11 protein-coding genes are annotated in these 12,457 nt (G+C 50.8%); 6 read left to right on the top strand and 5 right to left on the bottom strand.

All coding sequences use genetic code 11. The annotated features are described in order from the left end of the window. Positions 1-46: 46 nt before the first annotated feature. Positions 47-1,432, top strand: a complete 1,386-nt coding sequence (gene dbpA / locus XMD579_RS03490; RefSeq protein ID WP_173505829.1) for an ATP-dependent RNA helicase DbpA — start codon at positions 47-49, stop codon at positions 1,430-1,432. Here dbpA and XMD579_RS03495 read toward each other — a convergent pair. Next, a complete protein-coding gene (locus XMD579_RS03495; protein ID WP_173505830.1) occupies positions 1,429-2,412 on the bottom strand; it encodes a serine/threonine protein kinase in 984 nt (327 codons plus the stop codon). The genes dbpA and XMD579_RS03495 overlap by 4 nt on opposite strands. 96 nt (positions 2,413-2,508) lie before the next feature. Between XMD579_RS03495 and XMD579_RS03500 the strand changes: the two genes are divergently transcribed. After that, positions 2,509-2,838 carry a hypothetical protein gene (locus tag XMD579_RS03500; protein ID WP_173480085.1) on the top strand — a complete coding sequence of 110 codons (330 nt, stop codon included), beginning with the start codon at positions 2,509-2,511 and terminating at the stop codon, positions 2,836-2,838. A gap of 47 nt (positions 2,839-2,885) precedes the next feature. Here the strand turns inward: XMD579_RS03500 and fba are convergent, their stop codons facing one another. Genes fba through tkt form a run of 4 tightly spaced genes read right to left on the bottom strand, consistent with a single transcriptional unit; the run spans position 2,886 to position 8,235 of the window. Then, positions 2,886-3,950 (bottom strand): class II fructose-bisphosphate aldolase, encoded by a 1,065-nt coding sequence (gene fba, locus XMD579_RS03505; RefSeq protein ID WP_173480084.1) that lies wholly within the window; start codon positions 3,948-3,950, stop codon positions 2,886-2,888. 31 nt (positions 3,951-3,981) lie between these two features. Then, positions 3,982-5,148, bottom strand: coding sequence for a phosphoglycerate kinase (locus XMD579_RS03510; protein WP_173480083.1), 1,167 nt, complete (start codon positions 5,146-5,148; stop codon positions 3,982-3,984). Positions 5,149-5,169: 21 nt separating this feature from the next. Then, entirely contained in the window at positions 5,170-6,192 is a 1,023-nt protein-coding gene (locus tag XMD579_RS03515) for a type I glyceraldehyde-3-phosphate dehydrogenase (RefSeq protein WP_173480082.1), read from the bottom strand. Positions 6,193-6,240: 48 nt separating this feature from the next. Then, the gene (tkt, locus tag XMD579_RS03520) at positions 6,241-8,235 is read right to left on the bottom strand and encodes a transketolase (protein ID WP_173505831.1); all 1,995 of its coding nucleotides are present in this window, start codon (positions 8,233-8,235) and stop codon (positions 6,241-6,243) included. Positions 8,236-8,464: 229 nt separating this feature from the next. On the opposite strand from tkt, the gene metK reads away from it, so the two are divergent. The 4 genes from metK (at position 8,465) to XMD579_RS03540 (ending at position 12,418) form a co-directional block, all read left to right on the top strand. Then, positions 8,465-9,655, top strand: a complete 1,191-nt coding sequence (gene metK, locus XMD579_RS03525; RefSeq protein ID WP_173505832.1) for a methionine adenosyltransferase — start codon at positions 8,465-8,467, stop codon at positions 9,653-9,655. Between the two features lie 118 nt (positions 9,656-9,773). Next, positions 9,774-10,505 (top strand): 16S rRNA (uracil(1498)-N(3))-methyltransferase, encoded by a 732-nt coding sequence (locus tag XMD579_RS03530; protein ID WP_173488988.1) that lies wholly within the window; start codon positions 9,774-9,776, stop codon positions 10,503-10,505. Between the two features lie 12 nt (positions 10,506-10,517). Further along, positions 10,518-11,471 carry a glutathione synthase gene (gene gshB / locus XMD579_RS03535; RefSeq protein WP_173488987.1) on the top strand — a complete coding sequence of 318 codons (954 nt, stop codon included), beginning with the start codon at positions 10,518-10,520 and terminating at the stop codon, positions 11,469-11,471. Next, positions 11,468-12,418, top strand: coding sequence for an energy transducer TonB (locus tag XMD579_RS03540; RefSeq protein ID WP_173488986.1), 951 nt, complete (start codon positions 11,468-11,470; stop codon positions 12,416-12,418). The genes gshB and XMD579_RS03540 overlap by 4 nt, the downstream gene beginning before the upstream one ends. Positions 12,419-12,457 lie beyond the last annotated feature (39 nt).

Here is a 12,457-nt window from a genome sequence, read left to right on the forward strand (position 1 = left end):
ATCAGCTCTGGTATACTTCGCGCACTATCAAGTTGAAGGCATACCCGTGAGCAAATCTAAATCGTTCAAATCCCTCCCCCTTTCTGAAGGCCAGTTAAACAATTTGGCTTCGATCGGCTACGAGTCGATGACCGAGATCCAAGCTGCAAGTCTTCCTTACAGCCTTGAGGGTACTGATCTGCTTGCACAAGCAGCCACGGGAAGTGGTAAAACATTGGCCTTTGGTCTGCCACTGGTGGAGCGCCTAGAGCCCAAACGTTTCTGCATTCAGGCGTTAGTGCTATGCCCAACACGCGAATTGGCCGGCCAGGTCGCCGATGAGCTTCGTAAACTCGCGCGCCACCCCGGTAATATCAAGATCTTATCACTCTGTGGTGGCCAACCTATCGGCCCGCAAATTGGTTCACTAGAGCACGGAGCACACATCATCGTCGGTACACCGGGGCGAATCGTTGATCACCTGCGCAAACGTACTCTCGATCTATCACAAGTCTCAACACTGGTGTTTGATGAAGCGGATCGTATGCTCGATATGGGTTTCCAAGATGACCTAGATCGTATCCTTGGCCAAATGCCGAAAGATCGCCAGACACTTCTGTTTTCGGCTACCTACCCTGAGAACATCCAAGCACTGAGTAAAGAGTATCAGCGCAACCCTAAAGAGGTGCGCATCGCTGCCAAAGATCCCGATATCAGCACGATTAAGCATCGTGCCTACCAGTGCGATCGAACTCAAATGGGGCAAGGCACTTTGGCGGTATTGACGTCCGTAATGCCGGAATCCGCCATCATCTTCTGTAATACCAAAGAGAGCTGTAACCAGTTAGGGCAAGAGCTACGCTCTTACGGTCTAAAAGCGGGCGTGTTACATGGTGACATGGAACAACGTGATCGTGATCAGGTACTGATTCGCTTCAGTAACGGCACGTTAAGATTTTTGATCGCCACGGATGTTGCCGCACGTGGTTTGGATATCGACTCGGTTGATCTGGTACTCAATGCCAGCCTGCCCGGTGATTCGGCTGTCTACACACACCGCTGTGGCCGAACGGGCCGTGCTGGTCGTAAGGGCCAAGCTATCTCTCTGGTCGGCGCTAAAGATGGGTTCCGTTTAGAGAAGATCAATACAGCAGTTGGTTTGTCACTGGAAGCTAAACCGATGCCCCGCCCACAGATTAACAATGTGATTAAACTGCAATCGAACCTGCGCACCATTGCGATCTCAATGGGTCGCAAGAATAAGATTCGCCCCGGAGACATTGTCGGTGCTCTAACCGCAACAAAAGAGATCAAAGGCGATCAGATCGGCAACATTACCGTACAAGACTTCAACAGTTACGTAGCCGTGCCAAGAACACTGGCTGATCGTGCTGTCGAGATCCTGCGCCAGCGTCCTCTTAAAGGGAAGCCAGCACGAGCGCGTAAGATCTAAAGCAGTTTCAGTACAGGCTCATCGAGGGCTGAGAGCTGCACTTTAAGATCGAGCAGATGCTCACCCCAGTAGCGCTCTGTGTTAAACCATGGAAAGGCTTTAGGGAAGGCGGGGTCATCCCAACGTTTTGCGATCCAAGCAGCGTGGTTCATCATTCTTAGTGTTCTTAGTGGCTCGACAAGGTTGAGCTCGCGAGGATTGAACTCAAAAAACTCCTCATAGCCGGCAATCACTTCACTCAGTTGCATCTCCATCTGATGGCGCTCGCCCGTCAAAAGCATCCAGATATCCTGAATAGCGGGAGCCATACGGGCGTCATCGAAATCCACGAAGTGCGGTCGATCATCACGCCAAAGCACATTGCCACTGTGACAATCACCGTGCACGCGAATGGATTCAAGGTCTGAATAGTCTGAGAAACGCTTCTCTACCCTATCGAGCACCTCTTGTGAAATCGACTCATAGGCTGCACGAAGACTCTGTGGAATATGTTCAGACAGTAGCAACTCTCGACTCTGCCAGCCGTAGCTATCGACATCTAAAGAGGGTCTCTCTACAAACGGCTTAGCTGCGCCAACAGAGTGTATTTGGCCGAGGGCAACACCCAGTTGATAAAGGTGTTCAGGATCATCCAGTTCAGGTGCCCTTCCTCCTCGTCGTGGAAAGAGGGTGAAACGAAACTGATCAAAGTTGAGCAGGCTCTCCCCTTCGCTATTTTTCAAGGGTGCAACGACAGAGATATCGGCATCAGCCAACTCAAAACAGAAATCATGCTCCTCTTGGATTTGCGCATCACTCCATCGGTTCGGGCGGTAGAACTTAGTAATTAAGGGATCAGCTTGATCGATGCCAACTTGATAGACGCGGTTTTCGTAACTGTTTAACTCAAGGATACGGAAATCACTCAGCCACCCCTGAGACTCAACCGCATCGATGACACGATCAGGCGTCATTGAGTAGAAGGGGGTTTTGCTGTCCATCTTATGGCTCCATCGTTCGGTTATGACGGTATTCTATCATTGCGCCAATCGATTCAGCGTGATGAAACGTAACTATATTCAATTAAGGATCAGATCATGCGCAGAACAACCGATTATCAGCTCAACATAACCGAGGGGACAGGCTGGCCAGAGACCCCTTTCGTCGTCTACTCTTCAACGATCAATGGCAACTCTGATCTACTGGAGTTACTGGGTGAACACCTGCGCAAGATGGGACTGCAGCGAGAGTGGCAATCCCTTCAGATCGTCGATCATCATACCCACCAACAGGGCCTACAAACGCTACACAGTTTTGAAGTGAACTATGAGCAGCTAGAAGCGGGACAGATGGAGTATTTCAGTGCGGTCATCTGGTACGACATCACCGAGCCCTGGAGTAAGTTGCATACAGAATCCATACACTAGAGACAAAAAAGGAGGCCTAAGCCTCCTTGATATCCAGTGAACTTGGATTAATTCACTTTTGCGTCCAGTTCACCTGAGAGGTAACGCTCTGTCATATCTTCAAGGTTGATCGCTTTGATCTTGCTAGCATTGCCCGCCGCACCAAAAGCATCGTAACGCGCGTAAGCGATATCAGACATCGCTGTAATCGTTTTCGCTAGATACTTACGTGGGTCAAATTCAGCGGTATTTTCAGCCAAGAACTTACGCACAGCACCGGTCGACGCTAGACGAAGATCGGTGTCGATGTTGACCTTGCGCACGCCGTGCTTGATACCATCAACCAACTGCTCAACCGGAACACCGTAAGTTTCAGGAATCTCACCACCAAACTGGTTGATCACCTCTAGCCACTCTTGTGGCACGGAAGATGAACCGTGCATAACAAGGTGAGTACCAGGAATACGTTCGTGAATCGCACGAATACGATCAACGGCAAGAATGTCTCCCGTTGGTGGGCGAGTAAACTTGTAAGCACCGTGTGAAGTACCCACTGCAATGGCAAGCGCATCGACCTGAGTCGCTTTCACAAACTGCGCAGCCTCTTCAGGGTCAGTCAGCATCTGATCGTGGCTAAGCTTACCGACTGCACCGATACCGTCCTCTTCACCAGCCTCACCCGTTTCTAGTGAGCCCAGACAGCCAAGCTCGCCCTCGACAGAGACACCACATGCGTGAGCCATCTCAACGGTACGACGAGTCACCTCAACGTTGTAGTCGTAGTCGGTCGGTGTCTTACCGTCTTCACCCAGTGAACCGTCCATCATGACCGATGAGAAGCCTAGTTGAATGGAGCGCTGACAGACTGCTGGGCTTGTGCCGTGATCTTGGTGCATACAGACAGGAATGTGTGGAAACTCCTCAATCGCTGCCAAGATCATGTGGCGAAGGAAGTTAGAGCCCGCGTACTTGCGCGCACCGGCAGAGGCTTGCACGATGACAGGGGCATCGGCACGATCAGCTGCTTCCATAATGGCGCGCATCTGCTCCAGGTTATTCACGTTGAACGCTGGAATGCCGTAGCCATACTCTGCTGCATGATCGAGCAGCTGTCGCATTGAAATAAGAGCCATTTTTTACCTATTTGCTATTAATCGTTTGCTGTTAACCGTTAGCGCGTGCTTCAAGCACAGCGACTGCCGGCAGTACCTTACCTTCAACAAACTCTAGGAAAGCACCACCGCCTGTTGAGATGTAGGATACATCATCTGCAATAGAATATTTATCTACTGCCGCTAAAGTATCACCGCCACCTGCAATCGAGAAGCCGTTACTTTGAGCAATCGCTCTTGATAACGCTTCCGTACCGTTACCAAACTGATCAAATTCAAACACGCCTACTGGACCGTTCCAGATGATGGTACCGGCATTCTGCAATACTTGTGCCAACTGACCCGCAGTCTCTGGACCAATATCCAAGATCATTTCATTGTCGGCGACGTCGTCCGCTGACTTCGTAATCGCTTCCGCACTCTCTGCAAACTCAGTCGCTGTCACGACATCCGATGGAATTGGAATTTCACAGCGAGCCATTAACGCTTTCGCAGTATCAATAAGATCGGCTTCATGCAGTGACGTACCAACGGGCTTGCCCGCTGCAGCCAAGAAGGTGTTGGCGATACCACCACCAACGATGAGCTGATCACACTTCTCAGAGAGTGAGTTAAGTACTTCAAGCTTAGTAGATACTTTTGAGCCACCCACGATAGCCACCAATGGGCGCGCTGGGTTATCTAGTGCTTTACCCAAAGCTTCAAGCTCATTCGCTAGCAGTGGACCTGCACAGGCGATTGGCGCAAAACGTGCCACGCCGTGAGTTGATGCTTGTGCGCGGTGCGCGGTACCGAAAGCATCCATGACATAGACATCACAAAGCGCGGCCATCTTCTTAGATAGCTCTTCGTTATCTTTCTTCTCGCCCGCGTTGAAACGAACGTTCTCTAGAAGAACGACCTGACCCGGCTCTACTGAAAAGCCACCTTCAACCCAATCCTTAATCAGTGGAACATCACGACCCAACAGACCTTCCAAGTGGGCCGCTACAGGGGCTAGTGAATACTGCTCTTCATATTCGCCTTCGGTTGGACGACCAAGGTGTGACATCAACATCACTGTTGCACCCTTTTCAAGCGCTAGCTGAATGGTCGGTAGTGAGGCGCGAATACGAGCATCGGAAGTGACTTTGCCATCTTTAACAGGAACGTTCAGATCTTCACGAATCAATACGCGTTTGCCTGCAAGATCCAAATCTTTCATCAGTTTTACGTTCATTGTTATTCTCCAATCATTTAATTAATTCTGTTTCAGTGCGAGCCAATGCTCAGCAATATCCAACATTCGGTTGGCAAAGCCCCACTCATTATCAAACCAGCAGACCAGCTTCAGTAAACGCTTGCCGGACAATCGAGTCTGGGTGCCATCAACAACGACTGAGCGACTGTCGTGGTTAAAGTCGGTCGATGCATGCGGCTCCTCTGTGTATCCCAACAACCCTTTTAACGGACCTTCAGAGAGCGATTTAAAGAGTTGGTTGATCTCCTCTTCAGTGGTGTCACGCTCTAAGCTGATCGACATATCCATCAGTGAGACATTAAGGGTTGGCACACGTAAATGGAGGCACTTAAATTTCCCTTCCAGCGACGGCAGTAGGCGATCGATCCCTTTTGCCAACCCTGTATCCACCGGAATAATCGACTGCAGAGCACTGCGGGTTAGTCGCAAATCGGTGTGATGGTAAGCATCGATCACTGGCTGATCATTCATCGCCGAGTGAATCGTCGTGGTCACACCCTGCTCAATGCCAAAATGCCTATCGAGCTGATCTAATATAGGTATCACACAATTGGTCGTACAGGAGGCGGCTGAGACCACTTTATGATTCACGTTTATTGAATCTTGGTTTAAGCCAAACACAACGGTAGCGTCTACCTCAGCCGTAGCGGGCTGTGAAAAGAGTAGGCGCTTGGCCCCCTGCTTCAGATGCAACTCAGCTGTTTGACGGTCACTGAACGAGCCAGAACACTCCATCAGCAGATCAATACCCATTTCACGCCAAGGGAGTTGGTCGGGCTTGGGAGTATTTAAGATTTGGATGGCGTGGTCACGAATAACTAGCTGATCATCTTTAAGAGACACCTGTGCCGGGAAGCGGCCATGCGTCGTGTCATAACGCGTCAAATAGGAGACCGTCTCAGGCTCAGCCAACTCATTAATCGCAATGGGTTGAAGCTTAGTCTCTAAGCCACGCTCAAACAGAGCCCTGAGCAGACACTGCCCAATTCGACCATAACCGTTAATCGCTATTCGGTAGCTCATCTCACCTCTCAGAGAGTAAAACGCCGGTTAAAAACCAGCGTGATCAACTTAAACGAGGGCTAGCGCCTTCTGTTTAACATTCTCTACCGTGAAGCCGAAGTGCTTGAAGAGCTCGCCAGCCGGTGCAGATTCACCAAAGGATTCCATACCAACAATCGCGCCACCAAAGCCAACGTACTTGTACCAGAAGTCTGCAATACCCGCCTCAATCGCTACACGAGCTGTAACCGCAGCCGGTAGAACAGACTCTTTGTACTCAGCAGTCTGAGCATCAAAACGATCAGTTGATGGCATAGAGACTACGCGAACCGCTTTGCCTTCTGCTGTCAGTGCTTCGGCTGATGCCATAGCCAACTCAACTTCAGAACCTGTCGCGATTAGGATTAGATCCGGTGTGCCGGCACAATCTTGCAAGATGTAGCCACCTTTAGAGATCGCTGCGATCTGATCACCACTGCGAGATTGGTGCGGCAAATTCTGACGCGAGAAGATCAATGAACTTGGACCATCGGCACGCTCAACCGCGTTACGCCAAGCCACAGCGGATTCAACCGCGTCACAAGGGCGCCATGTCTCCATGTTAGGCGTCATACGCAGGCTAGCTACCTGCTCAACCGGTTGGTGAGTAGGACCATCTTCACCCAGACCGATAGAGTCGTGAGTGTAAACAAAGATAGCGCGTTGCTTCATCAGAGCCGCCATACGAACCGCGTTACGAGCGTACTCCATAAAGATTAGGAAGGTCGCACCGTATGGGATGAAACCACCGTGCAGTGCGATGCCGTTCATGATCGCACTCATACCAAACTCACGCACACCGTAGTGTAGGTAGTTACCGCTCGCATCATCAGCGCTAATTGCTTTAGAGCCAGACCACAGTGTCAGGTTAGAGCCCGCTAGGTCGGCAGAACCACCCAAGAACTCTGGCAGAATAGGTCCCAGTGAATTTAGAGCGTTTTGAGAAGCCTTACGAGACGCGATGGTCTCACCCTTTTCTGCCACTTCTGCAATCCAAGCATCCGCTTTTTCAGAGAAATCGGCAGGCAATTCACCCGATAGGCGACGCATCAACTCAGCAGCAAGCTCTGGGAAGGCTTCAGAGTACTCTGCAAGGCGTTCGTTCCACTCGTTTTCAAGAACGCTTCCCGCTTCACGTGCATCCCAACCCTCTGCGATCTCTTCTGGGATCTCAAATGGGGCGTGTGGCCAGTTCAACTCTTGGCGAGCCAAAGCGATCTCGTCATCACCTAAAGGTGCGCCATGACAATCCTCTTTGCCCTGCTTGTTTGGCGAACCAAAGCCGATGATTGTTTTACAGCAGATCAACGTTGGCTGATCTTCGTTTGCTTGAGCTGCTTCAACAGCAGCAATGATCTGTTCCGCATCGTGACCATCAACGCCACGAATCACCTGCCAGCCGTAAGCTTCAAAACGTGCAGGGGTGTCATCGCTGAACCAACCTTCAACCTCACCGTCAATCGAGATGCCGTTGTCATCCCAAAATGCGATCAGTTTGCCAAGACCCAGAGTACCCGCGAGTGAACAAGCTTCGTGTGAGATACCTTCCATCAGGCAGCCATCACCCATGAACACGTAGGTGTGGTGATCGATGATCTCATGACCCGGGCGGTTGAATTGAGCCGCTAGTGTCTTCTCAGCGACAGCCATACCAACGGCGTTAGTGATACCTTGACCCAATGGACCGGTCGTCGTCTCTACGCCTGGGCAGTAACCATACTCTGGGTGACCCGCCGTCTTAGCATGCAGTTGGCGGAAGTTAGCCAGATCTTCTGCACTGACGTCGTAACCGGTTAGGTGCAACAAGGAATAGATCAGCATCGAACCGTGGCCGTTTGACAGTACGAAACGGTCGCGATCAAACCAGTGAGGGTTGCTTGGGTTATGCTTCATGAACTCATTCCAGAGTACTTCGGCAATATCCGCCATACCCATTGGGGCACCTGGGTGACCAGATTTGGCTTTTTGAACAGCATCCATGCTCAATGCGCGGATCGCATTGGCTAACTCACGGCGAGATGACATTAATCTACTCCTGCGGGGGGTATTAAAAATTGAGGGGTAAATTCTCTCGCAGACGGGGCTTAGATTCAAATGACATTAGCTAAAATGACTCAATTTCATGGGTAATGATCAAAGGTTTCATCGAAGTAGAGCTCTTTTTACTTAGAACTCGACTCTTAACCGGTTACAATGGCTGCCACATTTTGAGAGCTGTGCATGTGCGGCTCGACCTAACCCATAGGATTTACTCATGAGCGAATATTCGATTTTCACCTCTGAATCAGTTTCAGAAGGGCACCCAGATAAGATTGCCGATCAGATCTCTGATGCAGTTTTAGACGCGATTTTAAAAGAGGACAAGTACGCACGAGTGGCGTGTGAGACCATGGTGAAAACCGGGGTTGCGATTGTCTCTGGTGAGATCAGCACCACCTCTTGGATTGATCTTGAAGATCTTGTTCGTGACGTGATTAATGACATCGGCTACACCTCTTCAGATGTGGGTTACGATGGTGATACCTGTGGTGTGATCAACATCATCGGTAAACAGTCTGTGGATATCGCTCAGGGCGTCGATCGTGCAAAACCTGAAGATCAAGGCGCCGGTGACCAGGGTTTGATGTTCGGCTACGCGTCGAACGAAACCGATGTTCTAATGCCTGCTCCAATTACCTTTGCCCATCGTCTTGTAGAGCGCCAAGCAGAAGCCCGCAAATCAGGCTTGCTGCCTTGGTTGCGTCCAGACGCGAAATCTCAGGTGACTTGTCGTTACGAAAACGGTAAGCCGGTCGCGATTGATGCTGTTGTTCTTTCGACGCAACACAATCCAGATGTCACCCAGAAAGATCTTCAGGAAGCGGTTCAGGAGCTGATCATCAAGCATGTTCTGCCAGCTGATCTACTGCATGCTGGCACTAAGCTGCACATCAACCCAACCGGTAAATTTGTTATCGGTGGTCCCGTCGGTGACTGTGGTCTGACGGGTCGTAAGATCATTGTAGATACCTACGGCGGCATGGCACGTCACGGTGGTGGGGCGTTCTCTGGCAAGGATCCATCAAAAGTGGACCGTTCGGCGGCGTATGCAGGTCGCTATGTGGCTAAGAATATCGTCGCTGCAGGCCTTGCAGATCGTTGTGAGATTCAAGTCTCTTACGCGATTGGTGTTGCAGAACCGACCTCAGTTTCAATCAACACCTTCGGCACTGGCAAGATCTCGGATGAGAAGATCATCGAGTTGGTTCGCGAGACCTTTGATCTGCGCCCGTACGCAATCACAAACATGCTAGATCTACTGCACCCTATGTACCGCCAGACAGCGGCATACGGTCACTTTGGTCGTGATCCATTTGAGATGACCGTTGGTGATGACACCTTCACGGCCTTCCCATGGGAGACGACCGATAAAGCAGACGCGTTAAAATCAGCTGCAGGCGTCTAATCGCCAACTAATAGTGGCTAAGGGTAGGCGAAAGCCTGCCCTTTTTTGTGTCTAAATCCAGCCTGACGCACCCTAATTGTCATGGCATAATCAGTGGCAGAGTAACCAGAGAATCAGTATGCGAATACCCCGTGTCTACCTAGACCTACCACTGAGCACCGGAACAGAAATTGAACTGCCAGAAGCCGCTCACAATCACCTAGTGAAAGTGTTGCGTATGAAGCAAGGGTTCAAACTCGTACTATTCAATGGTGATGGTTTTGACTATCAGGCCGAGCTATCGAGCGTGGCAAAGCGTGAATCCAGTGTGCGGATCATTGCGGCCGACCCGAATGATCGCGAATCCCCGATCGACATTCATATTGGGCAGGGACTTTCGCGCGGTGAACGCATGGACTATGCCGTGCAAAAAGCGACAGAGTTGGGAGTACAAAGCCTGACCCCCCTTTTCACGGATCGTTCCGAGGTCAAACTAACAGCCGATCGCCAAGAGAAGCGATCCGCTCACTGGCAGCAGATCGCGATCAGCGCCAGCGAACAGAGTTTTCGGGCTAAGCCGATGAGCGTTAGCGCTCCAATGTCACTGACAGAGTGGATCGAACAGTGTGATGCCGAATTAAAACTGATTCTTCACCCACACCTTGAGCTCACATCGCTGAACAGTGAGCCAAGACCCTCCAGCGTGGCACTGCTGATTGGACCGGAAGGTGGTTTAGAAGAGAGCGAAGTCGAGTTGGCACTGCAAAAAGGATTTAAGCCCTGGTTACTGGGCAGTCGAATATTACGCACAGAGACCGCCCCCGTCGCAGCGGCATCGGTACTAAATTACCTCTGGGGCGACTTCTCATAAAAGGAACGAGAGATGAGCATTAAACTGGGCATCGTCATGGACCCTATTGACGACATCAACTACAAAAAAGACAGCTCTTTGGCGATGCTTTGGGCAGCGCAGCAGAAAGGGTGGGAGCTGTTCTATATGGAGCAGTCCGATCTCTACTCAAGAGATGGGGATGTTCGTGCTCGTATGGCACCGATTAGCGTCGATATGAACCCGAACAAGTGGTTCGAACGTGAAGCCTACCAAGATCTATCGCTAACAGAGCTCGATGTCATATTGATGCGAAAAGACCCACCTTTCGACAACGAATTCATCTACACCACCCATCTTTTGGCGGTTGCTGAAGCTGCCGGTGTACTTATCGTAAACCGCACTCAGAGCCTGCGCGATTTCAACGAAAAGCTATTTGCTACGCACTTCCCGCAATGCTGCCCGCCGGTACTGGTCAGTCGTTCAGAGGAGCGATTAAAAGCCTTTCATGCTGAGCATAAGGACGTCATCTTTAAACCTTTAGATGGTATGGGTGGCAGCTCTATCTACCGCATCAAAGAGGATGGTTTGAACCTAGGGGTGGTGATAGAGACGCTGACAAAATTTGGCCAAGAGACCATTATGGCGCAGCGCTACATCCCTGAGATTGTCGAGGGTGATAAACGCATATTGATGATCAATGGCGAGCCTATCGACTATGCACTGGCACGCATTCCCAGTCAGGGAGAGACTCGCGGTAATCTAGCCGCAGGGGGGCGAGGCGAAGGCCGCCCACTGAGCGAACGTGATCGTTGGATTGCTGCACAGGTGGGGCCAAAACTGCGCGAAGCAGGGCTTCTATTTGTCGGCTTGGATGTGATTGGTGACTACCTAACAGAGATCAATGTCACCAGCCCGACCTGTATTCGTGAACTCAATGATCAGTTCGGTTTGGACATCGGCATGCAGTTAATGGATTGCATAGAGGAGCAACTCGCTCAGCAATGAACTTAGCTGCCTCGCCAAAACCGGTCAATCGATCAGCTGCATGGTGTGCAGATGCCGATGAGCGTCTGCGCTTTATGCTGGTATTGGCACTGGCTCTGCACGCACTGATCATACTTTTGGTCGGATTTGATGCACTGAAAACAGAGCAATCATCTAAAACACTTGAGATCACCTTTGCGATAAATCAGGATCCACAGGCCCCTATCGATCCAGCCTATTTAGCCCAGCATCATCAATTAGGTCAGGGCGATTCACAAACGAACCAAGAGGCGAGTGTTGTTGAGCCTGCGCTGTTCAGGTCTGACAAGATCAACCAACTCTCGGCACAGATCAGTGCACAATCCGGAACGGGCGTGGCACCTTCGAATGATGAGGGCGTCAACGATAGTACTCTACAGGCGAAATCGGGGACGAATGAGCTGTTAGCAGCCAACACCCAAGCGCTGCTTAAAGCCAATCAACAGACTGATTCCATTCAGACCACCGCCTCGAATCCCTTAGCAGGCGACTCAACGGCTCTGTTTAAAGCGTCAGAGGAGATCGCCTCTTTGGAAGCGCGCTTAAAAGATGAGCAGCGAAAATTAGAGAGTCGCTCACGCACGGGGCGTGTCACTTCGCTTTCGACCTTGGCCAAAGCTGATGCACTCTATCTAGAGCGCTGGCGTCAGAAAATCGAAACGATAGGTAATCTCAACTACCCTATCGAAGCGCGACGCAAGGGCATTGAAGGCAGTCTGCAGATGCTAGTCACTTTAGCCGCTGATGGGAGCGTCAAGCAGTTAGAGATCCTCAAAAGTTCTGGCTACTCAATACTGGATGATGCCGCCGTTCGGACAGTTAGGAGCGCTTCACCCTTCGAGCCCTTCCCTAATGAGATGCGCCAGCGGCTGGACCGACTGGAGATCATTCGCACTTGGAAATTTGAGAAAAATACCCAAGTGTACTGATATCGAAACATTTTCAGCTTACACTGAGGGTGTAAAAAG

The sequence above is a fragment of the Marinobacterium sp. xm-d-579 genome (assembly GCF_013282935.1).
GTDB lineage: Bacteria > Pseudomonadota > Gammaproteobacteria > Pseudomonadales > Balneatricaceae > Marinobacterium_E.